This window comes from Rhodococcus sp. P4_C10 (assembly GCF_056402135.1).
The window spans coordinates 167,620-194,109 of sequence record NZ_JBFUHZ010000009.1 but is presented as its reverse complement, the minus strand read 5'-3'; the positions used below and the strand labels follow the sequence as shown (position 1 = coordinate 194,109).

At 70.1% G+C, this 26,490-nt stretch carries 27 protein-coding genes and 1 pseudogene; 18 read left to right on the top strand and 10 right to left on the bottom strand.

Features of this window, described 5'->3' with window-relative positions:
• Positions 1-166 precede the first annotated feature (166 nt).
• A complete protein-coding gene (locus AC1DWC_RS08185; protein ID WP_477907027.1) occupies positions 167-949 on the top strand; it encodes an enoyl-CoA hydratase in 783 nt (260 codons plus the stop codon).
• 60 nt (positions 950-1,009) lie between these two features.
• On the opposite strand, the gene AC1DWC_RS08180 is transcribed toward AC1DWC_RS08185, so the two are convergent.
• The 3 genes from AC1DWC_RS08180 to AC1DWC_RS08170 all read right to left on the bottom strand — a co-directional run bounded on the left by AC1DWC_RS08180 (position 1,010) and on the right by AC1DWC_RS08170 (position 3,225).
• A complete protein-coding gene (locus AC1DWC_RS08180) occupies positions 1,010-1,639 on the bottom strand; it encodes a TetR/AcrR family transcriptional regulator (protein ID WP_477907024.1) in 630 nt (209 codons plus the stop codon).
• Between the two features lie 82 nt (positions 1,640-1,721).
• Positions 1,722-2,072: a metallopeptidase family protein gene (locus AC1DWC_RS08175; protein WP_072844457.1), complete on the bottom strand. Its 351-nt coding sequence runs from the start codon at positions 2,070-2,072 to the stop codon at positions 1,722-1,724.
• Position 2,073: 1 nt separating this feature from the next.
• On the bottom strand, positions 2,074-3,225 hold the full coding sequence (locus AC1DWC_RS08170) for a septum formation family protein (protein WP_477907159.1): 1,152 nt from the start codon (positions 3,223-3,225) through the stop codon (positions 2,074-2,076).
• Positions 3,226-3,328: 103 nt separating this feature from the next.
• On the opposite strand from AC1DWC_RS08170, the gene serS reads away from it, so the two are divergent.
• Together serS and AC1DWC_RS08160 are read left to right on the top strand one after the other, a co-directional pair.
• Entirely contained in the window at positions 3,329-4,588 is a 1,260-nt protein-coding gene (serS, locus tag AC1DWC_RS08165) for a serine--tRNA ligase (RefSeq protein WP_072844458.1), read from the top strand.
• Positions 4,589-4,662: 74 nt separating this feature from the next.
• Positions 4,663-5,058 (top strand): ankyrin repeat domain-containing protein, encoded by a 396-nt coding sequence (locus AC1DWC_RS08160; protein ID WP_477907022.1) that lies wholly within the window; start codon positions 4,663-4,665, stop codon positions 5,056-5,058.
• A gap of 73 nt (positions 5,059-5,131) precedes the next feature.
• On the opposite strand, the gene AC1DWC_RS08155 is transcribed toward AC1DWC_RS08160, so the two are convergent.
• The 4 genes from AC1DWC_RS08155 to AC1DWC_RS08140 all read right to left on the bottom strand — a co-directional run bounded on the left by AC1DWC_RS08155 (position 5,132) and on the right by AC1DWC_RS08140 (position 8,803).
• Complete coding sequence (locus AC1DWC_RS08155; RefSeq protein WP_477907020.1) at positions 5,132-5,356, bottom strand: hypothetical protein; 225 nt, start codon at positions 5,354-5,356, stop codon at positions 5,132-5,134.
• A 3-nt stretch (positions 5,357-5,359) separates the two neighbouring features.
• Positions 5,360-6,511 carry a 3-ketosteroid-9-alpha-monooxygenase, oxygenase component gene (locus AC1DWC_RS08150; protein ID WP_477907018.1) on the bottom strand — a complete coding sequence of 384 codons (1,152 nt, stop codon included), beginning with the start codon at positions 6,509-6,511 and terminating at the stop codon, positions 5,360-5,362.
• A 174-nt stretch (positions 6,512-6,685) separates the two neighbouring features.
• Complete coding sequence (locus AC1DWC_RS08145) at positions 6,686-6,952, bottom strand: hypothetical protein (RefSeq protein WP_477907016.1); 267 nt, start codon at positions 6,950-6,952, stop codon at positions 6,686-6,688.
• 303 nt (positions 6,953-7,255) lie between these two features.
• The gene (locus AC1DWC_RS08140; protein ID WP_477907014.1) at positions 7,256-8,803 is read right to left on the bottom strand and encodes a Rieske 2Fe-2S domain-containing protein; all 1,548 of its coding nucleotides are present in this window, start codon (positions 8,801-8,803) and stop codon (positions 7,256-7,258) included.
• Between the two features lie 132 nt (positions 8,804-8,935).
• On the opposite strand from AC1DWC_RS08140, the gene AC1DWC_RS08135 reads away from it, so the two are divergent.
• From AC1DWC_RS08135 to AC1DWC_RS08110, 6 genes are all read left to right on the top strand, one after another.
• Positions 8,936-9,694 carry a lysophospholipid acyltransferase family protein gene (locus AC1DWC_RS08135; RefSeq protein WP_477907012.1) on the top strand — a complete coding sequence of 253 codons (759 nt, stop codon included), beginning with the start codon at positions 8,936-8,938 and terminating at the stop codon, positions 9,692-9,694.
• A 23-nt stretch (positions 9,695-9,717) separates the two neighbouring features.
• Positions 9,718-10,365: a SanA/YdcF family protein gene (locus AC1DWC_RS08130; protein WP_371851146.1), complete on the top strand. Its 648-nt coding sequence runs from the start codon at positions 9,718-9,720 to the stop codon at positions 10,363-10,365.
• Between the two features lie 217 nt (positions 10,366-10,582).
• Positions 10,583-11,626 (top strand): alpha/beta fold hydrolase, encoded by a 1,044-nt coding sequence (locus AC1DWC_RS08125; protein WP_477907010.1) that lies wholly within the window; start codon positions 10,583-10,585, stop codon positions 11,624-11,626.
• Between the two features lie 81 nt (positions 11,627-11,707).
• Positions 11,708-12,379 carry a class I SAM-dependent methyltransferase gene (locus AC1DWC_RS08120; RefSeq protein ID WP_477907008.1) on the top strand — a complete coding sequence of 224 codons (672 nt, stop codon included), beginning with the start codon at positions 11,708-11,710 and terminating at the stop codon, positions 12,377-12,379.
• Between the two features lie 525 nt (positions 12,380-12,904).
• Positions 12,905-13,339: a DUF6632 domain-containing protein gene (locus tag AC1DWC_RS08115; protein ID WP_477907006.1), complete on the top strand. Its 435-nt coding sequence runs from the start codon at positions 12,905-12,907 to the stop codon at positions 13,337-13,339.
• A 215-nt stretch (positions 13,340-13,554) separates the two neighbouring features.
• Positions 13,555-14,232, top strand: coding sequence for a response regulator transcription factor (locus AC1DWC_RS08110; protein WP_477907004.1), 678 nt, complete (start codon positions 13,555-13,557; stop codon positions 14,230-14,232).
• Here AC1DWC_RS08110 and AC1DWC_RS08105 read toward each other — a convergent pair.
• A pseudogene (locus AC1DWC_RS08105) lies at positions 14,205-15,655 on the bottom strand (sensor histidine kinase). The gene AC1DWC_RS08110 and the pseudogene AC1DWC_RS08105 overlap by 28 nt on opposite strands.
• A 67-nt stretch (positions 15,656-15,722) precedes the next feature.
• On the opposite strand from AC1DWC_RS08105, the gene AC1DWC_RS08100 reads away from it, so the two are divergent.
• The 3 genes from AC1DWC_RS08100 to AC1DWC_RS08090 are packed head-to-tail and all read left to right on the top strand — an operon-like array spanning position 15,723 to position 18,273.
• The gene (locus AC1DWC_RS08100; protein WP_477907002.1) at positions 15,723-16,544 is read left to right on the top strand and encodes a COG4705 family protein; all 822 of its coding nucleotides are present in this window, start codon (positions 15,723-15,725) and stop codon (positions 16,542-16,544) included.
• Positions 16,545-16,599: 55 nt separating this feature from the next.
• Positions 16,600-17,385 (top strand): polysaccharide deacetylase family protein, encoded by a 786-nt coding sequence (locus AC1DWC_RS08095; protein WP_477907000.1) that lies wholly within the window; start codon positions 16,600-16,602, stop codon positions 17,383-17,385.
• 54 nt (positions 17,386-17,439) lie between these two features.
• Positions 17,440-18,273, top strand: a complete 834-nt coding sequence (locus AC1DWC_RS08090; RefSeq protein ID WP_477906998.1) for an HAD family hydrolase — start codon at positions 17,440-17,442, stop codon at positions 18,271-18,273.
• A gap of 83 nt (positions 18,274-18,356) precedes the next feature.
• Here AC1DWC_RS08090 and AC1DWC_RS08085 read toward each other — a convergent pair whose 3' ends face one another.
• Positions 18,357-20,618, bottom strand: coding sequence for an N-acetylmuramoyl-L-alanine amidase (locus AC1DWC_RS08085; RefSeq protein WP_477906996.1), 2,262 nt, complete (start codon positions 20,616-20,618; stop codon positions 18,357-18,359).
• Between the two features lie 186 nt (positions 20,619-20,804).
• Between AC1DWC_RS08085 and AC1DWC_RS08080 the strand changes: the two genes are divergently transcribed.
• The 4 genes from AC1DWC_RS08080 (at position 20,805) to AC1DWC_RS08065 (ending at position 24,635) form a co-directional block, all read left to right on the top strand.
• Complete coding sequence (locus AC1DWC_RS08080) at positions 20,805-22,337, top strand: SpoIID/LytB domain-containing protein (RefSeq protein ID WP_477906994.1); 1,533 nt, start codon at positions 20,805-20,807, stop codon at positions 22,335-22,337.
• 194 nt (positions 22,338-22,531) lie between these two features.
• Positions 22,532-22,681 carry a hypothetical protein gene (locus AC1DWC_RS08075; RefSeq protein WP_477840258.1) on the top strand — a complete coding sequence of 50 codons (150 nt, stop codon included), beginning with the start codon at positions 22,532-22,534 and terminating at the stop codon, positions 22,679-22,681.
• A 101-nt stretch (positions 22,682-22,782) separates the two neighbouring features.
• Positions 22,783-24,027, top strand: coding sequence for a cytochrome P450 (locus tag AC1DWC_RS08070; RefSeq protein WP_477906992.1), 1,245 nt, complete (start codon positions 22,783-22,785; stop codon positions 24,025-24,027).
• Positions 24,027-24,635 (top strand): TetR/AcrR family transcriptional regulator, encoded by a 609-nt coding sequence (locus tag AC1DWC_RS08065; RefSeq protein WP_477906990.1) that lies wholly within the window; start codon positions 24,027-24,029, stop codon positions 24,633-24,635. Before AC1DWC_RS08070 ends, AC1DWC_RS08065 begins: the two co-directional genes overlap by 1 nt.
• A 42-nt stretch (positions 24,636-24,677) precedes the next feature.
• On the opposite strand, the gene AC1DWC_RS08060 is transcribed toward AC1DWC_RS08065, so the two are convergent.
• A complete protein-coding gene (locus tag AC1DWC_RS08060; RefSeq protein ID WP_477906988.1) occupies positions 24,678-25,418 on the bottom strand; it encodes a VIT1/CCC1 transporter family protein in 741 nt (246 codons plus the stop codon).
• A 121-nt stretch (positions 25,419-25,539) separates the two neighbouring features.
• Between AC1DWC_RS08060 and AC1DWC_RS08055 the strand changes: the two genes are divergently transcribed.
• The gene (locus AC1DWC_RS08055) at positions 25,540-26,088 is read left to right on the top strand and encodes a MepB family protein (RefSeq protein ID WP_477906986.1); all 549 of its coding nucleotides are present in this window, start codon (positions 25,540-25,542) and stop codon (positions 26,086-26,088) included.
• A 30-nt stretch (positions 26,089-26,118) separates the two neighbouring features.
• On the top strand, positions 26,119-26,487 hold the full coding sequence (locus AC1DWC_RS08050; protein WP_477906984.1) for a TipAS antibiotic-recognition domain-containing protein: 369 nt from the start codon (positions 26,119-26,121) through the stop codon (positions 26,485-26,487).
• The last annotated feature ends 3 nt before the right edge of the window (positions 26,488-26,490 follow it).

Genomic DNA, 26,490 nt, shown 5'->3' with positions numbered 1-26,490 from the left:
GGTCAACGGATGACATTGGCTAGCGACCGCTCAGTGGGGTCTGGTACAGATGAAAACGACCGCGGCACGCTGCCGTGCCGACGCTGCTGTGCGGCCTCGAATCCCGCAGCGCCACCGGCAAAGTGGCGCTCACTTTCCGATCCTGACTCCCCGAGAAGGACAGTTCATGAGCACCGACACCAACGACGTCCTCGTCGGCCTGGCCGACGGCGTCCTGCGCATTACCGTCAACCGGCCCGCCCGGATGAACTCCGTCACCACCGAGACCCTCGATGCCGCAGCCGACGCCCTGGACAAGCACGCCGGTGATCGCGCGGTCCGTGCCGTCGTGCTCACCGGCGCCGGCCGGGCGTTCTGCACCGGCGCCGACCTGTCCACCGTCGGCGACCTGTCCGGACCGCCCGACCCGTCCACCATCGACGCCGCCAACCGGCTCGTCGCCGCTCTGCGCGCGTTCCCGCGCCCCGTCGTCGCGGCCGTCAACGGCCCGGCTGCCGGGGTGGGGGTCTCGCTCGCCCTCGGCGCTGACCTGACCGTCGCCGCCGAGTCCAGCTACCTGCTGCTCGCGTTCACCAAGATCGGCCTGATGCCCGACGGCGGTGCGACCGCGCTGGTCGCGGCGTCCATCGGCCGGGCCCGCGCGATGCGGATGGCGCTGCTCGCCGAGCGTCTGCCCGCCGCGGACGCGCTCGACGCGGGTCTGATCGCGCGGGTGTTCCCGGACGCGACGTTCGCCGACGACGTGGAGGCCCTCGTCCGGGCGCTCGTCGACGGACCGTCGGACGCGTTCGTGGCCACCAAGGCCGCGATCAACGACGCGACCCTCGGGCAGCTCGACCCGGCGTTCGCCCGGGAACGGGCCGGCCAGCTCGAGCTGCTCGCGGCCGCCGACTTCGCCGAGGGCGTCGACGCGTTCCTGGGCAAACGGCCGGCGGTCTTCGGTCGCTGACGGCCCTCCGAGTCCTTCCGGTCCGCCGGGGCCGAAAGGACTCGCGGGCGGCGGAGCCGCCTAGTGCGCCCCAACGGTTTTCATCGCGATCGCGACGTACTTCTTCGCGACCTCTTCGGGCGACAGGGTGCCCTCCGCGTGGTACCAGCGAGGGATGGACTGGCACATGCCGAGCAGTGCGCGTGTGGTCTCCGCGGGATCGTCGACATCGAAGGCCCCACTGGCCGTGCCGTCCTGGACGATCCGGAGGACCACTTCCTCGATGCCCTTGCGCACCGCACGGTACCGCTGCCGGTTCTCCGCACTCAGGTACCGCACCTCGCCCTCGAGTGACGCGAGGCGGGCCCGGTTCGTCATCCGCAACACGATCGCCTCGATGACGTTCGCGAGCCGTTGGACCGGATCGTCACCACCGGCCGCATCGGCGTCGTGCGCCCGCGCCAGCACATCGGCCGTCGACAACTCGAGCAGCGCGATCAGCAAACCTTCCTTGCTGTCGTGGTGGTAGTACAGGGCCGGAACCGTCACCCCGACCCGGCGGGCCACCTCCCGCACCGTCGTCCCGTGGTAGCCGAGCTCGTAGAAGGCGTCGAGCGACGCCGAGAGGATCGGGGTCAGCTCGACGTCCTTCATCTGGCGCCAGTCGCCGGCGGCATCGTGCTGAGCCGGCTCGCCGGCGGGTTCACCCATTGTCCTACCAAACGTCTCGATCGCCAGGTTGTCGCGGTAAGGGTACCGGCCACCGGATCCCCGTCCCGTTGCGGCGACCGGTTCAGCCCCAGCCGAGCTGGTGCAGCCGCTCCTCCTCGATGCCGAAGTAGTGCGCGATCTCGTGGATGACGGTGATCGCGACCTCCTCGACCACCTGCTCCTCGTTCTCGCACACCTCGAGCAGGGCCTCGCGGTAGATGGTGATGGTGTCGGGCAGCGAGCCGCCGTAGTGGCTGTCCCGCTCGGTCAGGGCGATGCCCTGGTAGAGCCCGAGCAGTCCGGGATCCTCGGGGTCGCGGTCCTCGACCAGCACCACGACGTTGTCGATGGCCCGGGCGAGCTTGGGCGGGATCAGGTCCAGCGCCTCGGAGACCAGTTCCTCGAAGGCGGCCTCGGTCATACGTACCGGCATGTCAGCCGGCCGGTGCGGGGCCGGCGCCGGGCAGCGGGGTGGGCAGGGAGCGGCCTTCCGGGAGGGGCGGCGGCGCGACGGGCGGCGCGCCGTTGATCAGGATGTCGCCCTTCGTGGAGTTCACGATCGACGCGAAGCCGCCGGTGTCGACCTCCTTGCCGACGGAGCAGTTCACCTTGCGACTGCCAGCCAGCCAGCTGGTCAGGTCGAGGTTGTCCCAGAACAGGGTGAGGGTCTTGTTCCGCAGCCCGTCGGCGCCGAGGTACTCGTTCGACGCCTGGGTGCAGGTCTCCTCCAGGTACTTGTCCTGGTCCTCGACGGACGGGAACCCGTCCGGGAACTTCGCGCCCAGGTCGACCACCGAGATCGCCTCGAAGGCGTGCGCCTCGGCGCAGTCGACGGGGTCGGTGGGCACGTTCTGGTTGATGCCGATGCAGGTGCCCGCGGGCCACGCCTTGGACTGGTCCTGGCCGGACACCGTCCCGGTGATCGGCTGCAGCGTGCCGGTGGTGCCGGAGTTCTGCAGACCGCAGCGCACCGTGCGCTCGCCCGCCGCCCAGCCGGCCTCGCCGGGGTTGATCAGGCCGACGCTGTACTTGCCGTGCGGGTCGTACCGGGCGCCGAGGTACTCGTTGACCGCGGGCGCGCAGTGCTCGTCGCGCAGCTGGGAGAAACGCAGCACGCCCGGGAACCGGGAGCCGGGCCCGAACTCGGTGCCGGGGAAGACGCTCAGGTCCACCTCGGCGGCCACCTCGAACAGGTGCTTGGCAGAGCAGTCCACCTTCGACAGGTCGCTGGCGTCGTCCTTGGTCCAGGTCAGGCAGTCGCCGACGGCTGCGGTGCCGAACGCCGTGCCCGCCACCGCGCCGGTGGACATCGGCCCGCCGGTGCTGGGGTGGCTGATCAGCTCGGTCTCGCTCTTGAAACCGCCGGAGAACACCACGGTGACCAGGGCGGCGAGTACCGCGCCCAGTGCGACTGCGGCGAGCACGCGCCGGGTCGTCCTGGCCGACATGTACCGCTGCTGGGGGTTGTCCGCCGTCGCGTCGGCGGGCGCGTCCGCCGGCGCTGCGGCCTCGGCGCGGTCCTGGGGGCCGTCCGTCGGGTCGGCGCTCGGGGTCTCGGGTGTGGATTCGTCGGACATCACCTCCATCATGCCCGTTGGCATCGGCGGCGGCCGAACCTCAGGCGCCCGCGCGGCGGCCGTCCCCGCGGGTCCCGATCGCCGCCGGCGCCGACCAAGTAGGGTCTGCTGCGTGATTGACCTCAAGTTCCTGCGCGAGAATCCCGACGTCGTCCGTGAGTCCCAGCGCACCCGCGGGGAGGACCCGGCCCTGGTCGACGCGCTGTTGGCCGCCGACGAGGCGCGCCGCGCAGCAGTCCTGGCCGGGGACAACCTGCGGGCCGAGCAGAAGGCGCTCGGCAAGAAGGTCGGCCAGGCCGCCCCGGAGGACCGTCCCGCCCTGCTCGAGGGGGCCAAGGAGCTGGCGCAGAAGGTCAAGGACGCCGAGGCCGCGCAGCACGAGGCGGACGCCGCCCTCGACGCGGCGCAGCGGGCGATCTCCAACGTCGTGCAGGAGGGCGCACCCGCCGGGGGCGAGGACGACTTCATCACCCTCGAGACCGTCGGTGAGCTCCCGACCTTCGACTTCGAGGCGAAGGACCACCTGGAGCTGGGCGAGTCGCTGGGCCTGATCGACATGGAGCGTGGCGCCAAGGTCTCCGGCGCCCGGTTCTACTTCCTCACCGGGTTCGGCGCGATGCTGCAGCTCGGCATGCTGCAGCTGGCGGCGCAGAAGGCGATGGCCAACGGGTTCACCATGATGATCCCGCCGGTGCTGGTGCGCCCCGAGATCATGAAGGGCACCGGCTTCCTGGGCCAGCACGCCGAGGAGGTGTACCACCTCGAGGCGGACGACCTGTACCTCGTCGGCACCTCCGAGGTGCCGCTCGCCGGCTACCACTCGGGCGAGATCCTGGACCTGGCGTCGGGGCCGAAGCGGTACGCCGGCTGGTCCTCCTGCTTCCGCCGCGAGGCGGGCAGCTACGGCAAGGACACCCGCGGCATCATCCGCGTGCACCAGTTCGACAAGGTCGAGATGTTCACCTACTGCCGGCCGGAGGACGCGGACGCCGAGCACCAGCGGCTGCTGGCCTGGGAGCGCGAGATGCTCGCCGCCATCGAGGTGCCGTACCGGGTGATCGACGTCGCCGGCGGCGACCTCGGTTCCTCCGCGGCGCGCAAGTTCGACTGCGAGGCCTGGGTGCCCACCCAGCAGGCCTACCGCGAGCTGTCGTCCACCTCGAACTGCACCACCTTCCAGGCCCGACGCCTCTCGGTGCGTTACCGCGACGAGAACGGCAAGCCGCAGACCGCCGCGACCCTCAACGGCACGCTGGCCACCACCCGGTGGCTGGTCGCGATCCTGGAGAACCACCAGCAGGCCGACGGCAGCGTGCGGGTGCCCGCGGCGCTGCAGCCGTTCGTCGGCACCGACGTCCTGCGCGCCCCGTAGCCGTCACCGGTAGGTCACGGAGACTGGGCCCGTCGACGGGTGGTGCGGCGCGGGGCAGGGTAGCTTCGGCCGACATGACGGACGAACCGATCGACCCCCAGTTGCAGGAGATCGCGCAGCGAGTCTTCGACGCGGCCCGAGCGGGTGACGCCGCCACCCTCGCCGCCTACCTCGACGCGGGCGTCCCGGTGAACCTCACCAACGGCACCGGCGACACGCTGGTGATGCTCGCCGCGTACCACGGCCACGCCGAGGCGGTGCAGGTGCTGATCGAGCGGGGCGCGGACGTCGACCGGCTCAACGGCCGCGGTCAGTCCCCGGTCGCGGGCGCGATCTTCAAGGGCGAGGAGGCGGTGGTGCGGGCACTCGCCGCGGCCGGCGCCGACCCGAACGCCGGGCACCCCACGGCGGTCGACAGCGCGAAGATGTTCGGCCGCGAGGACTACCTCGCGTTGTTCGGCGGGGCATAGCTCGCCGAACGGGCGGTTGCCGGACCAACCGTCGAGAGGTCGAACCGGTAACCGCCCGTTCGGGTGCTTCCGCTCAGTCGAGGTCGCCGAAAAGGCCCTCCACGGCGGCCTCCCGGATCGAGGACCGCATCGCCTCGCAGCCGCCGGTCAGCGTGGCGATGCCGCTCCGGTCGGCCAGCGGTGCCAGCACCGGGCAGGCCGCGACCGCCTCCTCGGTCCACTGCACCTCGGTGTGCTCCCAACTGAACTTCTGCACGAGCACGGTGACCCCGCACTCGCGGCACTGCACGGGCCGCACGGCTCAGCCCTGGGCGGCCGCGCGGCGGGCGAGGTTCTCCTCGACCTCCCGCTTCCACGACTCGACCGGCCGGGTGGTGTCCAGTTCGAACTCGAACCGGTCGGTCATGTCCGGGGTGATGTCGGCGACGTCGACGTAGAACTGCTCGTACCAGCGGCGCAGCTGGTAGACCGGACCGTCCTGTTCGCACAGCAGCGGGTTGTCGATCCGGGTCTTGTTGCGCCAGATCTCCACGTCCTGCTCGAAGCCCTTGTTGATGAACGTGCTCATCCCTGTGGCCAGCTTCTCCGCGGCCTCGGGGGAGAGGTGCTCGGAGTACTTCACGATCACCCCGTAGGTGAGCACGAAGGTGTTTGCATCGATCGGGTAGTGGCAGTTGAGCAGGATGGCCTCGGAGTCGAAACCCTCGTAGTGGTAGGTCAATTCGTCGATCATGAAGGCCGGGCCGTAGTAGGCGGCGGCGGACGAGTTGCCGAGCACCCGCGGCTCGCCGGGTTTGGCGGGCGGCCGGATGTCGTCGCGGGAGACGCCGTTCATGTACTGGGCGGCGACATGGCCCTCGAAGATGTTGCGGAAGAACGTCGGGAACGAGCCGTGCACGTAGAAGAAGTGCGCCATGTCGACGTTGTTGTCGATGAGCTCGCGCACGTTCGTGTGCACGATCGTCTGCTTGAAGCCCTTCCAGTCTGTCCAGTCGTCTGCCAGGGCGCCGGGGATGCGGGGCGGGCGCACCTCCTCGGGCGGCGGGTTGCCCTCGGGGTCGTTGTAGACGAACAGCAGACCGTCCTGGTCGAGTACCGGCCAGGCCCGGGTGCGGGCCAGCGGCGGAACCCGGCGGGCGTAGGGAATCGCGGTGCACTTGCCGTTGCCACCCCAGCGCCAGTCGTGGAACGGGCAGGCGATGGAGTCGCCCTTGACGGTGCCCTGGCTCAGGTCACCGCCCATGTGCCGGCAGTAGCCGTCGAGGACCTTGATCTCGCCGGCGCTGTCGGCGAAGGCGACGAGCTTGGTGCCGAAGGCGTTGAGGGCATGTGGCTCCCCGTCGGTGAAGTCCCGGGACAGGCCGACGCAGTGCCAGCCGCGGGCGAACCGCTGCGGCGCCGCACCGCCCTCGATCTCCCGAACCTCGTCGACGTCGGTCGTCACGGTCGTCATGGTGTCGTCCTCTCCCGGTGGGGTCTCTGTCAGCCCAGTGGGTCAGAGACAGACGGATTCGGGGCGGCCCGTCTCGCTACATGAGACGACAGTCACACGGCAGCCGCAAGCCGGACCACGTCACCCGCCCGGGAGCGGTCCGGGAAAGTTCCTCGCTCAGCCGGGTTCGACGACTCAGGCGACGGCGGAGCTGCCTTCGTAGGGCAGGCACAGACGCGGCACGCCTCCGTCCCTCCGTTCCCGGAGATCCTGGTTGCGTTCCCGCTGGTCCTGCTCCCGCATCTGTCGCTCGTGGTCGTCGTCAGGGTCGTCGGCCTGAACCGGCACCACGGGGCACGGGGTCGGTCCGGCCGCATTCGCGGACCAGTCGCCGCCGAATCCGCCGAAGACCACGGCGGCGGCGGTCAGGAGTCCGAATGTCCAGGTAGTCGCGAGTTTCACTGCCTCGTCCTTCCTCTCGAGGAAGGAGGGTCGACGCGTGGTGGCACGAGTATCGCCGACGAAAGTGCCAGTCGCCGCCGCCCAGCCTTCCGGAAGGCTTCCGTCATGCTCGCGACCGGGGTGCCGTCGGTCTTCGCGATCGCCCGCTCGCCCGCAAAGCGGTGGCCGTGGACATGGCGCGCCTCGAATAGCCGTGTTCCATTGCAACCACGCGGCGCCCGGCGTAATTCCCGATACACGCAGCCGATTCGAGAATTGCCGCGTTCCGCGCCCGCACCCGAAATCGGGTGCGGGGCCTCGGGACTACAGCTTCGTCGAGCGCAGCTCGTGTCCCTTCGAGGTCTTACAGCGTCCGGTCTCGAGGTCCCACTGCCAGCCGTGCAGATTGCAGGTGAGGTTGTTGCCCTCGACCACGCCGAACTTCGACAGGTCCGCCTTCAGGTGCGGGCACCGGCGCTGAATCTCGTAGCCGCCCAGCTCGATCGACGAGGAGTCGTCGTGCGCCTCGGAGAACCAGCCGTCGGCGTACGCGATGCGCTCGTCGGTCAGGCACTTGAAGAAGGTGTAGAGGAATTCGTTGTAGCCGCCGACCCGCCACGCCTCGAAGCGGGTGGACAGGAAGATGGTGTTCACCCAGTCCGGCTCGTCGTCGCGCAGCACGGTGCGCACCAGCTCGGGCGCGATCCGGAAGCCGTACCGGTACTTGCCCTCGCCCTCGATCGGCTCGCGCACGGTCCGGTTCGGGAAGTCGAGGACCACCGTCTCCTCGCCCATCACCAGGCCGACGGGGTAGCCGATGCCGTCGCAGATCAGGTCCGACTGCGCCATGATCGGCTCGAACTTCGCCTTGAGCGGCGCGAGCAGCGGCTCGCCCTCGGCCGGCGCCCACGTCGCCTTCTCGGCGGCCAGCACCGGCGCCAGACGTTGCGCCATGTCCTCGATGTAGGCGGCCTTGTCCGAGAAGATCTTGTCGACCTCGGCGTCCGGGATCGGGTGCGTGAGCGTGAGCTCGCTGCCGCTCAGGTCCACCGTCGACCCCGGGATCATCAGCAGGCCACCGTTGTTGCCGTGCTGGCGCATCTGCTCGAGGAAGACGATCTGGTCGGGGAAGATGTTGCCCTCGTCGCCGCGGTCGTCGTTGAGGTAGCGCAGCTCCGGGTCCAGGAACACCGGCGGGCCGGCGGACGGGACCACCCAGGTGGCGCCGACCTGCTCGATGTAGCTGCGGCAGCGGTCCATGCCGCGCTGACGCTTCTGCTTGCCGAAGTTCGACTTGGTGCGCGACGGGATGTCGTAGACCATCGGGTACCAGATCGCGCCCGAGTACTGCAGCAAGTGGATGTCGATCTTGCCGAACTGCTCGCCGAGCACGTCCATGTCCACCGGGCGGGCGTCGTTCATGTTGAAGCAGGTGGTGGTGCCGTCGGAGATCACGATGCCCGAGTCACCGATGGGGCCGTCGGCCGGGGCGCGCAGCGCGATGATCATGACGTCCAGGTCGCCCTTGGGCCCGGTGACGGTGTGCTTGACGGAGTCCGCGGTCTCGAAGAACTTGTGGAAGCCGAGCTTCTCGAGCTCGCGCTTGAGGTCCGGCACCGGGTAGTCCGGCAGCAGCACCGTCGCGTCCTTGTTGACGTGCTTGCTCAGCGTCTCGGGGTCGAAGTGGTCCTTGTGCAGGTGCGAGACGTACAGGTAGTCGACATTGCCGAGGGCGTCCCAGTCCAGCCCCGTGTTGTCGGGGAAGGGGAACCACGACGCGAAGTAGGCGGGGTTCACCCACGGGTCGCAGAGGATCGATCCCGCCTCGGTCTGGATGTGGAATCCGGCGTGTCCGACGCTCGTGACCTGCACTGGTATGCCTCCTACGGATGATTCGACGCCTCAAGGGTAGGCGGCTGCGCCGCCCGTGCGCCTTTCCGGTGGCCCCAGTCACCAAAAAGGCGCACAGGCAGCGGAGCTGCCCGACCGCTAGGCTCGGCAATCGTGGAACCCGTCTACAGAACGATCATCGGCATCGCTCGTACGATGTTCGCCGCCCAGGGCCTGAAGTTCACGGTCACCGGCGCGGAGCACATCCCGCCCCACGGCGGGGCGGTGATCGCCGTCAACCACACCGGGTACCTGGACTTCACGTACGCAGGCCTGCCAGTGCGCAAGGTCAAGCGGTACATCCGCTTCATGGCGAAGAAGGAGGTCTTCGACAACAAGATCTCCGGGCCGATCATGCGCACGCTCAAGCACATCCCGGTGGACCGGGGCGCGGGCGCCGACTCGTTCCGGGCCGCCGTCGACGACCTGCGCCGGGGCGAGCTGGTCGGCGTATACCCGGAGGCGACCATCAGCCGCAGCTTCGAGCTCAAGGACTTCAAGTCCGGCGCGGCGCGAATGGCCCTCGAGGCGGACGTGCCGATCATCCCGGTGGTGATCTGGGGCGCTCAGCGGGTGTGGACCAAGGGGCACCCGAAGCGGTTGGGCCGCACCAACACTCCGATCTCCATCGCGGTCGGTGCGCCGATCGCGCCGTTCGAGCCTGCCGCCGACCTGACCGCCGCGCTGCACGCCGTCATGGCGGAGCTGCTGACGTCGCTGCAGGAGAACTACGAGCACCCCGCCGGGGAGTACTGGGTGCCGGCCCGGCTCGGCGGCAGCGCGCCGACGCTCGAGGAGGCCAACCGGATGGACGCGGCGGACGCGGAGGCCAAGGCCGCGCGCCGGGCGCAGTCGCCGCGGGACGGCTCCTGACCGGCTCGGCCGACGGCAGGCCGGTGCGCCGGCGACTGGTGCGCGTCGCCGCGTCGGGGGTGGCACTGCTGGCGGTCGTGGTGCTCGGTTCGATGGCCTGGATCGGGGTCGCCTCCGCGGGGCACGTGCACGAACCCGGAGACGCGCCGGAGGCCCCGGTGGTGATCGTGCTCGGCGCCAAGGTCGCCGACGGCAAGCCGATGTCCTTCCTGGCCGGCCGCCTCGACGTGGGGGCCCGGCTGGTGCGGGAGGGGAAGGCGCGCGCGGTGCTGGTCTCCGGCGACGCCAACGGCACCTCCGGCAACGAGATCGCCGCGATGACCGACTACCTGGTGGCCCGCGGCGTCGATCGCAGCCTGATCGTCGGTGACGACTACGGGCTGGACACCTACGACACCTGCGCCCGTGCCGCGCAGACGTTCGGGGTGCGCAAGGCGCTGATCGTCAGCCAGGGCAACCACGTCTCCCGGGCGGTGGCGCTGTGCCGGCACGCCGGGATCGATGCCGACGGCGTCAAGGGCGACTGCGACTGCCGGACGATCACCGTGGCCAGGAACACCGCGCGGGAGTGGCTCGCCAGGCCGAAGGCCGTCGCCGACATGCTCTCGAACCGGCCGCCGAAGGTGGGATCGCCCCCGGACGACGCACTCGAACGCGTGCTGGCGGACTGAGTAGGCGGCACGAGGGTCGACTCGGCGAGCATTTCGCGGTCGACGAGGAAGAAAACGCCCGGTCGGAGGAGGCGTCCGGCGAGGACGGATCCCGCCGGACGCCACGATCCAGCCCGTCGGAATGGCTGCAGTAGTTCCGTTCAAGGCCGTTGGGGTGCGGTGGGTTGGTAGTGCTTCTTCTGATTCGCTGCTCAGCCGGACGTCGTAGGCTCGGGCGATGCTGGAGAAGTCCGAGATCCGGTTCCTCCCCCTCGGCGCCCGCCGCCTGGCGTACGAGATACGCGGGGACGGTCCACCGCTCGTCGCTCCGGCGTGGTGGGTGAGTCACCTCGAGCTCGACTGGCAGGGCGTGGGCTTTCGGCGATTCTGGGAGGGAGTCGCGACTGGCTACACACTGATCCGCTACGACCGGCTCGGCGTGGGCATGTCGGACCGCACTTTGCACGATTCGGATCTGAGTCTCGGTGGGGAAGTTGCGACGTTGCGCGCGCTTCTGGACGAGCTCGAACTCGAGCGCGTGTCGCTCATCGGCGGCTCGTCTGGGAGTTGCACCGCCATCGCATTTGCCGCAGCATTTCCGGAGCGCGTCGAGCACCTGGTGCTGTACGGGTCGTACCCCGACGGTGCGGCGCTGACAGCTCCGGGCGTGGGGGACGCGATCCTGGCGGCGGTGCGTGCGCACTGGGGACTCGGCTCGCGCCTGCTCAGTGACATCTTCCTCGGTGGTGCCGACTCTGCGGAGCGCGAACTCTTCGCACGGTTGCAGCGGGAGGCGGCGACCGCCGAAACCGCTGCCGCGCTGTTGGATCTGGTCTATCGCCTTGACGTACGCGCGCACCTCCCTCTCGTCCGCCAGCCGGCGTTGGTTGTGCATCGTCGTGGCGACCGCGCTGTGCCGTTCCGGCTCGGGCGTGAGGTCGCGGCCGCCATTCCAGGCGCGACATTCATCCCGCTGCCGGGAAGCGCGCACTTCCCCTGGCACGACGACACCGATTCCGTGGTCCGCGCGTGCCGCCAAGCGCTGGCACCGGCGCAGCCGTCGCCGCACCATGCGAGCGAGCCGGAATCGGTCCTACTGTCCAGCCGCGAGCGTGAGATCCTCGCCTGCGTCGCTCGCGGTCTCGGCGATCGCGAGATCGCCGAGCAGCTCGTGCTGAGCCCGCACACCGTTCACCGCCACGTTGCGAATATCCGCCGCAAGCTGGGCCGCACCTCACGGACGGCCGCCGTCGCGGAGGCCGCGCGTCTCGGACTCTTGTGAGATGGCCGGAACGGGCCATCTGCAGAAGATGGCCGCGCTGAGCGATGCGTGCAACATGCGGTCACTCGTACGTTTGGCCACATGACCGAGAACGCAAGCATCGAATCAAGCAACGAACTCCAGGCGAGCCCGCCGTCAGCGGCGTGGCTGCGGATTTTCGCCCTGGCGTACGACCCGTTTCTCTGGCTGGGCGAGATCGCAGGCATGCGCCGCCGGCGGAGCACGCTCCTGGGCGGCGCCCGCGGGCGCGTCGTCGAGATCGGCGCCGGGACCGGGCTGAACATCGCGCACTATCCCGACGGGATCGCCGAGCTCGTGCTCGTTGAACCCGAGCCTGGGATGCGCCGAAGCCTCGCGCGTCGCCTGCAGCGGCACGGGCGCGTCGCGCGGATCGTCGACGCGCCCGCCGAGCGTCTACCGCTCGCGGATGCGTCCGTGGACACCGTCGTCTCGACGCTCGTCCTGTGCACCGTCAACGACCCCGAACTCGCGCTTCGCGAGATCGCACGCGTGCTCCGCCCGGATGGGCAGTTGCTGTTCATCGAACATGTGCGTGCGAGCTCGCGGTTCCTCGCGGCGTGCCAGGATCTTCTGCTCACACCGTGGCGACACTTTGCGGGCGGCTGCCGCTGCAACCGCGCCACCGGGGAGCTGATGCGCGACTGCGGCTTCACCATCGCAGCCGACGATGCCGTGTGGCGCGGCATGCCGTCGATCGTCCGTCCGATCGTGGTGGGACGCGCTACTCGGTGATCTGAACGGTCGCCGACTCCGCCGGGCCAAACGGGCCAACGCCTACGCAGGTTCGGCGAGATCCCGCGACGGGATCGTGTTTGTTTCCCGCTCTGCTTTCGAAGCAACCAACAAGAGAAAGGTAGAAGGACATGTTCGTTCGTCGAGTTACGGCTAGTGCGCTGACCATTGCGGCTCTCGCGGGAGGGATCGGAATCCTCACCGCCCCAACCGCGGCAGCTAGGCCGCGGCAATGCGCCGCGTTGATCTCACAGGTGCGACGCTCTTACGACGCCGCGACGGTCAATGAAGCCGTGTACGGGGCGAATGCTCCACAGACCGTCTCCGCCTGGCAACAGTACGGCGCTGCAGCCGATGCGGCCGCTACATCCGGCTGCTATTGACCAGGGCGAGCAGTACCACCGCAAGTTGGGCCGTCGGGTCTCGGAACTGATCCGGGCCCACGCCTCGTAGTTTGATTCCACGATCGCCTCAGGGGTCCGAGGAACAGGACCTGCTCGGAGCCCATACCTGTTGGAGCGCGCAATGGTGTCCTCATACAGCTACAGACTTCTCCAGATCGCGCTCGTCGTCTTTGGCGCGGTGATGCTTCTTCTCTATCCGCTCGCTGTGGTGTGGCCGACGGGGTGGGCATGGCATCTCGGTGCTCCCTACCAGTCCGACTACTTCATGATGATCGTTGGCCTGTACGCGACGCTGGGCATTTTCCTCTGGAACGCGGCGCGACGTCCCGAGGCCAACATCAGCCTGATCTGGTTCACCGTATGCTCGAGCGTCGTCCACGCCGCGATAATGGCGGTGCAATCCTTCGGCAGCGGCGACCACATGGGACATCTGTGGGGAGATGTCCTGGCGCTGCTTCTTGCGGCCATCGTGCTGTCCGTCCTCGTAGTGTCATCCGGTCTGAAGCAACTACCTCCCGACCGCCGTACGAACCCCGTGGCCGGTGCTCAGTCCTGAGGTGCCGGTGACTCCGACGTAGGTGAGCTTGCGAAACACCAACCCCTCGAGGCTCGGAACAGCGTCAACTGCGCCGCGGCCTGCGGCGGTGCTCGCGGGTGTCGGGCATGATCGCACCATTGCATGCGCCGCTGTGAGAACGCTGAGCACGATTCCCGGCACGGCCGCACGATGGGGTCCAATGGTGCAAGGTCGACACTCTGTGCGGAGGTGCGATGCGAATTCTCTTGGTGGAGGACGAGGCCCGGCTGGCTGAGACCGTGCGACGCGGACTCACCGCGGAGGGCCTGGTGGTGGACGTCGCGCGCGACGGCTACGCAGGTCTGGAACTGGCCGCGTCCGGCGACTTCGACGTGGTGGTCCTCGACATCATGCTGCCTGGCATGCACGGCTACCAGGTGCTGCGGGAGTTGCGCGCCCGTGAGGTGTGGACGCCGGTGCTGATGCTCTCCGCCAAGGACGGCGAGTACGACCAGGCCGACGCGTTCGACCTCGGCGCCGACGACTACCTCACCAAGCCGTTCTCCTTCGTGGTGCTGCTGGCCCGGCTGCGCGCGTTGGTGCGGCGGGGCGCGCCGCAGCGCCCGGTGGTCCTGCGATCAGGGGACCTGTCCCTCGACCCCGCGCGCCGGAGGGTGGCCCGCGGCGACGTGCCGCTCACGCTGACCCCGCGCGAGTACGGTGTGCTCGAATTCCTGTTGCGGCACAAGGGCGACGTGGTCAGCAAGACGGAGATCCTGCGATCGGTCTGGGACAGCCACTACGAGGGCGACGACAACGTAGTCGAGGTGTACATCGGCTACATCCGCCGCAAGATCGACGCGCCGTTCGGCACCGTGACCATCGACACGATCCGGGGCGTCGGCTACCGGCTCGTCGACCCGGACGACTGACCAAGCGAATCCTGTTGCGCGAGTGGCAGAGTCACGGTCAGCAACGCCCCGCCGTCACTGGACTCCCCGACGGTGACCGTGCCGTGGTGCGCGCGAACGATCTGATCGACGATCGCCAGGCCCAGCCCCGTCCCGCCGGAAGTGCGGCTGCGGGTGGGGTCGAGCCGTACGAACCGCTCGAACACCCGGGCCCGGTCCTCGGGGGCGATCCCGGGGCCGTCGTCGGCGACCGTGAGCACCGCGGAACCGGAGTCCGCGTGGCATTCCAGGGTGACGACGGTGCGCGCGTGCCGGGCGGCGTTGTCGACCAGGTTGCGCACCGCCCGGCTCAGCGCGGCGCGGTCACCGGTGACCCGGCACGGAGAGATCCGCGACTGAGTCAGCAGCCCGGGCCTGCCGCGAAGCCGCACCTCCTCGTCGAACAGCAGGTCGTCGAGGTCCACGTCCACCTGTTGCAGGGTCAGGGTTGCCTCGTCGGACCGGGCCAGCAGCAGCAGGTCCTCGATCAGGTGGTGCATGCGCCGGTCTCGGGTAGCAGGGACTCGTCGATCAGTTGGGTGTCGACGAGGTCGGGACGACCCTGGGCGAGCTCTAGCGCCGCGGAGACGGTGCTCAGCGGGCTGCGCAGTTCGTGGGAGGCGTCGGAGACGAAGCGCCGCTGCGTTGCCTGGCCGGCCTCGAGGCGGCCGAGCATTGCGTTCATCGTCGACGCCAGCTGGGCGACCTCGTCGTGGGAGGCGGGGACGGGGACGCGGTCGGCGAGGTCCGAGGCGGAGATGGAGGCCACCCGAGCCCGGATGTCCTCGACCGGCCGCAGCGCGGCGCCGACCAGGCGATAGGTGCCGACCACCACGAGCGCGATCACCAGCGGGGACCCCGCCACGAGCAGCAGCGCGACCTTCTCGACCACGCCCTCGACGGGCTCACGGTCCGCGCCCACCAGGACGGTGACCGGCCCCCCGCCGTTTGCGGTGGCCCCGAGGCCCACGACCCAGTAGTCGAACTGCTCGGTGGCATTCTCGACCCGCCCCAGTTCACCGGACTGCCCTGGGTCGAGGGTCGCGGTGGTCAGCGGGTCCGCGGGCGCGCCGTTCGAGGCGGCCAGGACGGCGGCGCCGGCATCCGTCACCTGCACCACGCCGATCTGGCCGTCGGTGGACAGCAGGGACGGGTCGAGCTCGGCGGGCGTCTCGCTGCGCAGCTGGCCCGCGATCTGCGCGGCCCGCGCCGCCGCCGCGTTCTGCGCGGAATGCTCCAGCGACCGGAACAGCACCACCAGCAGCAGCGCGCCGGCCGCGGCGAGGCAGACCGCCACCACCAGCGCCGCGGCGACTGCGGATCGGGCGCGTACGGTCCAGCGCGCCGGGTTGAGCCTGCGGACGGTGTCGAGTCGGCGCACGGGCTCGAGTCGATCAGGCGTCATGCCTCCAGCGTGCCAGGTGAACTCCCGTCTCAGCGCTTTCACAGCGCGCGCCTGCGACTCTCACCCCATGCCGACCGCCACGCGACTGCTGAGCAAGGTTCCCGAGGTCACCGTCTACTTCTGGATCATCAAGATCCTGGCCACCACGGTGGGCGAGACCGCCGCCGACTCCCTGAACGCGGACCTCGGGCTAGGGCTCGCCGGCACCACGGCGGTGATGACGGTCCTACTGGGCGCCGTGCTGTACCTGCAGTTCCGGGCGCCGCGTTACGTGCCCTGGATCTACTGGCTCACTGTCGTGTTGGTGAGCGTTGTCGGCACCCTGATCACGGACAACCTGGTCGACAACCTCGGGGTGCCGCTCGAGTTGACGGTCGTGGTGTTCGCACTTGCCCTCGCCGCGACCTTCGGGGCCTGGTACGCCAGCGAACGAACCCTGTCGATTCACACCATCTACACCGCCAGGCGTGAAGGGTTCTACTGGGCGGCAATCCTTTTCACCTTCGCGCTCGGTACCGCCGCCGGTGACCTGGTGGCGGAGCAGTTCGACCTCGGCTATCTGCTCTCGGCGTTCCTGTTCGCGGCGCTGATCGCGGCGGTGGCGGCCGGCCACTACGTGCTGAAGATGGGTGCGGTGGTCTCGTTCTGGGCCGCCTACATCCTGACCAGGCCGCTCGGTGCGTCGATCGGCGACTACCTGACCCAGGATCGTGACGACGGCGGGCTGGGGCTCGGTGCCACCGGGACCACGGTGCTGTACCTGGTGGTCATCGTGGCCCTGGTCGCATTCCTGACCGTCACCGGGACGGACCGGCTGCCCGAGGTCGTCGACCTCGGCGACCCGGACCCGGACGCGGGCGCCCGGGTGCCGGAGGACGACCGGCTGTGATCGACCGGTCGCCGCGGCCCGAGTCCTTGAGATGACGCTCAGCAGAAGGAGATTCGTGACGCTGCTGGCGGCGGGAGCCGTCGGCGCCCTGGCCGGATGCGCGTCCGCGGTCGCCGGCGAGACGGACGACGACGCCGCGTTGCCCGCGCAAGGGTCCGCGACTCCAGGCCCGGCCGCGCCAGAGCTGCGTCGACCGCCCGCGGCCTCGGCGCGGGTGGCGGTCCCGCCGGGCACGCTCACGGCGTTGCCCGGACCGGGCGCCAACCTCGCGTTGACCGTGGACGACGGCACCGACCCGGAGGTGGTCGCGGCGTACATACGGTTCGCCCGGGACACGGGCGCCCGTTTCACCTTCTTTGTCACCGCGTCCTACGACTCGTGGACGATTCACCGGGATGCGCTGCGCCCCTTGGTTGACTCCGGCCAGATTCAGCTCGGCAACCACACGTGGGACCACCCGGACCTGACCAAGCTCTCGAGCTCGGCGGTGGCCGACCAGTTGCGGCGGACCCAGACCTTCCTGCGGAAGCAGTTCGGAGTGGATGGGACACCGTTCTTCCGGCCGCCGTACGGATTCCACAACGCGGCGGTCGATTCGGTGGCCGCCGACCTCGGGTACAGCACCCCGACGCTCTGGTACGGATCGCTGTCGGACTCCTCGGTGATCACCGAGGACTACCTGCTCGAGTGCGCCCGGAAGTACTTCACCGCACAGGCCGTGGTCATCGGGCACGCCAACCATCCCGCGGTCACACACGTCTACCCCCGGCTGGTCGACATCGTCCGGGAGCGCAATCTGGCGATGGTCACCCTGAACGACGTGCTGCTGCGGTCCCGGTAGCCGGCCCGTCCGGCCGTCCGGCCGCGCGCGGGTCGGTGCGGCAAGATGGGTCTGGTGCAGGACAACGGATACCCCAAGCCCCTCCTGATCGCCAGCGACGTAGACGGCACCCTGATCGACGACGACGAGATGGTCAGCGCCCGCACCCGTGCCGCGGTGCACGCGGCCGTCGCGGACGGGGTGCCGTTCGTGCTGGCCACCGGCCGGCCGCCACGCTGGATCGCACCGGTGGTCGACGGCCTCGGCATGGCGCCGATGACGGTGTGCGCGAACGGCGCGGTGCTCTACGACAGCGCCACCGACCGGGTGCTCGCCGCCGAGACCCTGTCCGTGGAGACCCTGACCTGGGTGGCCGAGCTCGCCAAGTCGGCGCTGCCGGGCTGCGGGCTCGCCGCCGAACGGATCGGTGCCACCGCGCACGACGCGGCCACGCCGCAGTTCGTCAGCTCGCCCGACTACGAGCACGCCTGGCTCAACCCCGACGACACCGAGGTCTCCGACGACGAGGTGGTGGCGTACCCGGCGGTGAAACTGCTGATCCGGCTGCCAGGGATCGCCAGCTCGCACATGGTCGAGCGGCTCGCCCCCCTGTTGAACGGTCGCGCGGACCTGACCTACTCGACCAACAACGGGCTGATCGAACTGTCCGCGCCCGGGGTGACCAAGGCGTCCGGGCTGTCCGCGCTGGCGAGCCGGCTCGGCATCGACGGCGGCGCGATCGTCGCGTTCGGAGACATGCCCAACGACGTACCGATGCTCTCGATGGCCCGGCACGGCGTCGCGGTGGCCAATGCGCACCCCGACGCGATCGCCGCGGCCGACGAGGTCACCACGTCGAACTCCGCGGACGGTGTCGCGCGGGTGCTCGAACGCTGGTGGGCGAACTGATCCCGGCGAACTTTCTTGCGTCACAACGCATCAGACCGGCTGCAGGGCAGCCGGTCTGATGCGGGTGGTGCGGTGAGCGTCGGTCAGCCGACCGGGGCCGGAGCCGGGGCCAGTGCCTCGGGGGCCGGAGCGGGAACGGGCGCCTCGGGTACCGGGGCCGCCGCCGGCACCTGCGCCGCCGCGTCCGCCGCCGGCAGCCCGGCGTAGGAATTCGCGTAGGTCTCGTTGTACGTCTTGAGCACCGTGGTGACGATGCCGGTGATCTGGTTGAAGATCAGCGAACCGTACTCGAAGTCGGCGCGCATACCGTCCGGGACCACGTACTCGTCGCTGACCGGGAGCCCGAGGGCCCCGCCGTCGAGGCCGCTCTGGTTCCACGTCTCGTAGATCTTGCCGAGCACCGTCCACACCCCGCCGTTGGGGGAGGTGGCGATGGCTCCGTTGTCGAACTTCACGAGCGAGTTCCCGGCCTTCGCGGACAGGATCCCGCTCAGCGAGGCCCCGAGTCGACCGAGCTCGCCGCCCTCCGAGATCCACTTCTGGGCGATCGGGGACTGGTCGGTGAGCTTGAGCAGTTCACCGACGAGCGTGCCGAGTTGCTCGACCGACCCGGTGTCGATCGTCGGGGCCTGGGCGTCGGGCTGGGTGCCGGTCTGCGTGTTCCCGGACGTGGCGGCATTGCCCGCCGGCTTCTCCGGTGCGACGGCCAGCACGCCACCCCCGCCACCGTAGTTGGCCTTGGCAATGCTGCGGATCTGGTTCATCTTCGCGTAGCCGGCGTCGCCCGGGCAGCTGGTGTTGCCCACGTCGCGGTGCGCGAAAATGACGGGCAGGTCCACGGCCTGGCCCTGGCCGTACGGGGTGAACTCGGTGCCCTCGGAGTACATAGTGGTGCGACCGGTCGGATCCAGTCCGGCCTTGGCGAGCCGCCAGCCCAGGAACTTGCCGACGGCGTCGACAGTGGCCTGCGGCGGGGTGACGGTGGAGAAGTCGCCCATCATCGCGATGCCCATGGTGTTCTCGTTGAACCCGCCGGCATGCGCGCCCTGCACGTTCCGGTCGAGCCCGCCGGCGCGGCCCTCGAAGACCTGGCCGTACTTGTCGACCAGCACGTTGTACCCGACGTCGCACCAGCCGAGGGTCTGCGCGTGGTACGCGTAGATGGAGCGGACGATCTCGGCGGATTCGGCCTTGGTGTAGTCGTTGCTGCCCGCGGTGTGGTGCACCGCCGCGCCGCCGAGGGAGTCGTCGTAGCTGGGTCGGTCGCAGCGGATCCCCTCGTCGGCGCCCCACTGCGCGCGGGTGATCACCTTCGGCCCGGAACCCCCGAGCGGCGAGGCGATGTCACCGAGCTCGGCGTCCGCGTTGCCGGAACCGGGCTGGATGAGCACGGCGGTGACGGCGTCCGCGAGTGCCTGGGTGGAGGCGGGTGCGGGAGCGGTTTCCGGTGCCGGTGCCGGTGCGGGCTCCGGCGCGGGCTCCGGTGCCGGCGCGAGCTCCTGCGCACGGAGCGGGGTGTTCAGGGCGGCCGGGGCGAACCCGACCGCGGCCGGCGCCGGGTCGCCGGGCTTGGCGGGGTCGACCGGGGTGAGCAGGTTGGGCAGCAGCTCCGCGGGCGCCGGCGCCTCGGCGGTGCCGGAGGTGGGCAGTGCCGCCAGGGCCTGCGCGGCCTTGGTGACCAGCACCTGCACCGCGGTGGTCTGGCCGACGAACACCGGCTCGGTGCCGGTCTTCCCGCCCTGGGTGCGATCGTTCTTGCGTGAGTCCACCTGCTCGGTGGCAAACCACGGGCCCCACGAGCCGTCCGCGAGCTTCGCGCGGACCTTGGCCGCGGTGGCACCCAGGTCCGAGGTCAGCGCGATCATGCTGAAGGGCGTGGCGCGGCTGATTTCCTTGACCGCGGTGCCGAACTCCTGCTCCGACGTCGGCGCGGGTGCGGCCGGGGCGGGAGCGGGGGGCACCTGCTCGGCGATGTCGCCCGGTGCGGGCGCGGGCACCGGCAGGGCGGGCAGTGTGATCTTCTCGGGCAGGGTCAGCCCCTCGGGCAGCGGCAGGTTCTGCGGGAGCGCGATCTCCGTCGGCAGCGGCGGGAGCGGCAGCTTCTTCAGGTCGGACAGGCGCAGGTCGGGCAGGTCGAGGCCGGTCAGCTCCTTGAGCGGGATCACGATGTCGGGGACCTGCGCGAGGACGACCTCCGCGATCTCGGTCGGCACGGACTGGGTGGACTCGGTGGTCGACCGGACCCCGGAGGTGCTGGTGACGCCCCAGACCGCGAGCGGACTCGCGATAGCTACGGCGGCAACCGTCCCCAGGATGATCGACGGCTTCGATCGGCGGTGCGGCAAGACGACTCCCTCGTTGTTTCGCTGAACCTGCTCGAGGCCCCGAACCCTGCATTTGTGTTGCGAATGTTGCTTGAGTGACAGCTGTTGCCATTGCTGACCACTCTTGCCACACTAGCCACAGATAGCCTAAGGCTCAACCTTAGCTTGAGACTTGATGCTCGTCTCAGTCGATGAGGAGACCGGAACATGGCCATTACCCGTCGCAAGAAGTTCATCATGGGCCGCCCGATACGTGCCGGATGGCGGCCTTTCGCGGCGCGCGCCCTCGCGTTGGGCGTCGCACCCGCGCTGGTGGTGGGGGCCGGGGTCGGCATCGTCGCCGCCCGCGGGACCGCGGGCGCGGTCACCGAGGCCGTCGCGGCGGACACCCCGTTCACCGTGGTCGGCCACGGCCACGGCCACGGGCGTGGCATGGGGCAGTGGGGCGCCTACGGCTACGCCGCCGAGCAGGGCTGGGCCGCGGAACGGATCATCGACCACTACTACGGCGGCACCCCGCTGGACGGCATCCCGCAGCGGCCGATCACGGTGCGACTCGTCGGCCTGGACGGGCAGGGGCTGAACGTGTACTCCGACGCCGGCATGAACGTCGCCGGTCGCCCGGTGGCGCCCGGCGAGGTCGCGCACCTCACCGCGACTCCCGGCGGCGGCGCGAGTGTGGCCGTGACCAAGGGTTGCGAGGGGGAGGTGCTCTGGCAGGGCGCGACGGACCATCCCTGGGTGGACCCCGTCGACCTCGCCGCGGACCGTCCGGCGGAGCAGCACCTGAAACTGTGTGGCGGCAACAGTTTTCGAGGTTCGCTCGGTGTAGCCCTGGAGGGTGCGGAGCCGAGGGTGGTCAATCACGTCGACCTGGAGGACTACCTGCTGGGCGTGGTGCCCGCCGAGTCGAAGCCCGAGTGGGCGGACACCGGAGGAGCAGAAGCGTTGCGCGCCCAGGTAATTGCGGCTCGGTCGTATGCTGCGTCCGAGCACCGGTACGGCTACGCGGACACCTGCGACACCCAGGACTGCCAGGTCTACCCCGGCTCGACAAAGGAGGACCCGCGGACCACCGAGGCGGTGCGCTCCACGGCGGGCCGCGCGCTGGTTCGTGACGGCAACCCGATTGCGGCCGAGTTCTCCGCTTCCACAGGAGGATTCAGTGCCGGCGGCGTGTTCGCCGCAGTGGAGGACAAGGGTGACGCATCGGCGCCGGTCCACGACTGGACGCAGGTCCTCACCGCCGGCGACATCGCCGAGGCGTTCGGCGTCGGCGAACTGCAGTCGGCGACCGTCACCTCGCGCAACGGACTCGGCGCCGACGGTGGGCGCGTCACCGGGATGAGGGTGGTCGGTTCGGAGAAGACGGTGGACGTCGACGGTAATGCCGCCCGAAGGGAGCTCGGGCTGAAGTCCGACTGGTTCACCATCACCGAGGGCCTGGTCCCGGCCCCGGCGGCACCCGTCGCCCCGCCGGACGGGCGCCAGGCCGCGCCCGACGACGCCGCGCCCGAGGTCCCGACGCCGACCGAGATCGAGAAGAAGTACGCCGAGCTCGGCGGCGCAAACGGCGTGCTCGGAGCGCCGATCGGCCCCGAGATGGCAATGCCCGACGAGGCGGGCAAGTTCCGGATGTTCACGCACGGCGCCATCGTCTGGACCCCGACCACCGGGGCGCAGGTGATCGACGCCAGCGTGCTGGGCTCCACGCTGCCCGGGACGGGCAGCGCCGGCTGACGCCTCGGTTCTCCTGAACGGCATCTTCGGCAGGATCTCCCCCGGAAACCGGGGGAGATCCTGCCGAATTACGTTGGAGCCAAGGGTGTTACCGTTTGACCCATGAGCGCGCACCAACGCTGGCCCCGATCCGGGGCCGGCGACTGACGAGAGGAATCTCGATGCGTGCTGCATTCTGCAACAGTCTCTTTCGCATGTTCGGACACCGCGTGTGCTGCTCGAAGCTCCCCGAGTGGACCGCCCATGTCGGCCAGCGGTGGGACGTTTACGACGTGGCGCCGTGGAATCTGTACAACGTCATCTGGCGGATCCGGAACTGGATCGCGTGCGGCATGACGGACTGAGTCGGTTCTGACATTTTCGGCAGGATCTCCCCCGGAAACCGGGGGAGATCCTGCCGAAACTCGTCGTTGACAAACAATGGCATCTGTCTCACTCTCGACACATGACGACAACTATGTCCGGTCGGGCCGCCTATGTGCCGCCGTCCGGGGAGTCCTGGCGGGACCCGTTCGGCATGTACGCGGCGCTGCGTGAGCACGACCCCGTGCACCATGTGGTGCCCGAGGAGTCGCCCGGCGACGACTACTGGGTGCTCACCCGGCATGCGGACGTGTTCGCCGCCGCCCGCGACCACGAGACCTTCTCCTCCGCGGACGGGCTGACCACCCAGTACGGCGAGCTGGACAAGATCGGCATGCGGGACAACCCGCCGCTGGTCATGCAGGACCCGCCGCAGCACACGGACTTCCGTCGCCTCGTCGCGCGCGGGTTCACCCCGCGGCAGGTCAACTCCGTCGAGCCGGCGGTGCGTGAGTTCGTGGTCGAGCGCCTCGAGGGGCTGCGTGCGGCCGGCGGCGGCGACATCGTCACCACGCTGTTCAAGCCGCTGCCGAGCATGGTGGTCGCGCACTACCTGGGTGTCCCGGCCGAGGACCGTGACCGGTTCGACGGCTGGACCGACTCGATCGTCGCGGCCACCGCCACCGGCGACACCCTCGACGCGGCGGCCGCCGTGGGAGACCTGATGGGCTACTTCGGCGGCCTGATCGAGCGTCGACGCGCCGAGTCCGCGGCCGGGCAGGCCGGGGACGACACCATCTCGCACCTGGTGGACGCCGGGGTCGGCGCGGACGGCGACATCTCCGGGCTGCTATCCATCCTCGGGTTCGCGTTCACCATGGTCACCGGCGGCAACGACACCACCACCGGGATGCTGGGCGGCGCCGTCCAGCTGCTGACCCAGCGGCCCGACCAGCGCGCGCTGCTGCTCGAGGACCCGTCCCGGATCTCCGACGCCGTCGAGGAGCTGCTGCGTCTCACCTCGCCCGTGCAGGGGCTGGCCCGCACCACCACCCGGGACGTGACCGTCGATGTCGACGGCCGCGGCGTCGCCATCCCGGCGGGCCGTAAGGTACTGCTGGTCTACGGGTCCGCAAACCGCGACCCGCGTGCCTACGGTCCGGATGCGGAGGAGTTCGACGTGCTGCGTGCCCCGCGTCAGATCATGACCTTCAGCCACGGCAGCCACCACTGCCTCGGTGCGGCCGCAGCCCGCATGCAGGCCCGGGTCGCGCTCGAGGAACTGCTGAGCCGGTACCCCGACTTCACCGTCGACATCGACGCCGTCGAGTACGCGCCCGGCAACTACGTGCGCAGGCCCACCCACGTGCCGTTCTCGGTGAGCTGATGGCTGGCCCCGACGCCCTGACCGCCTCCGAGAGCCCCGCCTCGCCGTGGCTCCGCGAGGAGCGCAGCGAGATCGCGGCGGAACGGATCCTCGACGCCGCCGCGGAGCTCTTCGTCCGGCGGGGCGTCGCGACCACCGGCATGGCCGAGGTCGCGAAGGCGGCGGGGTGTTCGCGGGCAACGCTGTACCGGTACTTCGACAACCGCCGGTCGTTGCACCTGGCGTTCGTGCACCGGGAGGCCCGGCGGCTGGGGGAGCAACTGTCGACCCAGGTCGCCGACATCACAGACCTGCGTCGACGCGTCGTGGAGGCGACGCTCGGCGCGGTCCGTGAGGTGCGGCGGACGCCGACCCTGGCCGCCTGGTTCGGGCTCGGCGACGCGGGCATCGCCTCCGAACTGGCCAGCACCTCGGATGTCATCGAGGTGCTGGGGACGGCCTTCCTGGCCGACGCCGGGCTCGGCGACCACGCGGAGGTCTCGCGCCGGGCCCGCTGGCTGGTCCGGGTGATCGTCTCGCTGCTCACCGTGCCCGGTGCCGACGAGGCCGACGAGCGCGCCATGATCGAGCAGTTCGTGGTCCCCGTGCTGCTGGCGCCGCCCGCCTGACGGCGACGCCGGGACATCGAAGCTGACGCCGGGACATCAAAGCTAGAGGGCGACGCCGCCGACCAGCTGCCCGATCCCGTACGTGACGGCCATCGCGAGCGCGCCGCCCAGCACCACCCGCGCCACCGCCCGGCCGCGGTCGGACCCGCCGAGCCGGGCGCTGACGCTTCCGGTGAGCGCCAGCGCGACCAGCACCGCCACGACCGTGACCGGGATCCGCGCCGCGGGCGGCGTGAGGAGCACCGCGATCAGCGGCAGCAGCGCGCCCAGCGTGAACGAGACCGCCGAGGACGCGGCGGCCTGCCAGGGGTTGGTGAGCTCGTCGGGGTTGATGCCCAGTTCGACCTCCGCGTGCGCAGCGAAGGCGTCGTGCGCGGTCAGTTCCTCGGCCACCGTGCGCGCGGTCGCGGGGGACAGGCCCTTCGCCTCGTAGAGCCCGGTGAGCTCGGCGAGTTCCTGCTCGGGGGTCTCGGCCAGTTCGGCCTGCTCCTTCGCCAGCAGCGCGCGCTCGGTGTCGCGTTGGGTGCTCACCGAGACGTACTCGCCGAGCGCCATCGACACCGCGCCCGCGGCGAGCCCGGCAATGCCGGCGGTGAGGATCGACCCGCGGTCGGTGGTCGCGGCGGCGACACCGACCACCAGGCCCGCCGTCGAGACGATGCCGTCGTTGGCACCGAGGACCCCGGCCCGCAGCCAGTTCAGCTTGGCGTAGAGGCCCTGGCCGTGCGGTTCGGCGTCGTGGGGTTCCGGGGCGGTCGACACGTCCCCCGAGTCGGTGCTCATGGCCGGAACGCTAGTGGCTGCGAGGGGCCGCTACCAGCAATGCAAGGCTGTCCGAAGTGGTCGGGCGCGGCGCCCCGCCACCGGCGCCCAGCGCGTCGACGAGCACGAAACGAGGACGACCATGACCGACCCTGCCGGGCGCGAGAACTCGAATCCGGCGGCCTGGCCCGGGGTTCACGCCGACCTGCTGGCGGCGAGGACGCGGCTGTACGACCCCTGCGGGTTCGCCTGTTCGAGGCCGGTGCCCGAGCCGGAGAGTGCGGCGTACGGGGCGTACGAGTTCACCCTCGACGGCCGGGCGGTCAGGTACCGCGTCGCAAGGATCACACCGACGAAGGTCGGGCAGTTCGTGACGCTGTGGAAGCGGCCCGGCCCGGGTCCCATCGCGCCCTTCGACGCCGCCGACCCCGTCGACCTGTTCGTCGTCAGCTGCCGCGACGGCGACCACTTCGGTCAGTTCGTGTTCTCCCATGAGGTCCTGCGCGAGCGTGGCGTGCTCTCGCGAGCCGGCGTGGGCGGCAAGCGGGCGATCCGCGTCTACCCGCAGTGGGTGACGACGAGCAGTCGCCAGGCCGGCGCCACGCAGGCCTGGCAGCTGGAGCACTTCCTGCCGATTCCCGGAGGCCACCCGGTCGACGCCGCGCGGGCGTGGGCGCTGCACCGCGCGTAGATCCGGGGACGCGCCAACTCGACCTTGACCTTGACGCAACGTCAACTTCCATCCTGGACATGTCGAACCGACACACAGGTAACGCTGAGCCGCACCGGCGTCAACGGCTACCGGTACTACGACCGGGACTCCCTCGTGCGGCTGCAGCGGATCCTGCTGCTGCGCGAGCTGGGCCTGGGCCTGCCCGCGGTCGCCGAGTTGGCGCGCCGGCACGTCGAGTGGCTGAGCGGCATCCCCGGGACGCCGGGCCACGGCGCGGCGCCGGACCGGGACTACGTCCTGAGCCTGGCGGAGATGTACGTCACCGACCAGCGGTTTGCCGCGAAGTACGGCGGCCTCGCCGGCGCGACCTTCGTCCGTGACGCGCTACGGGTGTACGTCGGACGCACCTTCCGGTAGCGC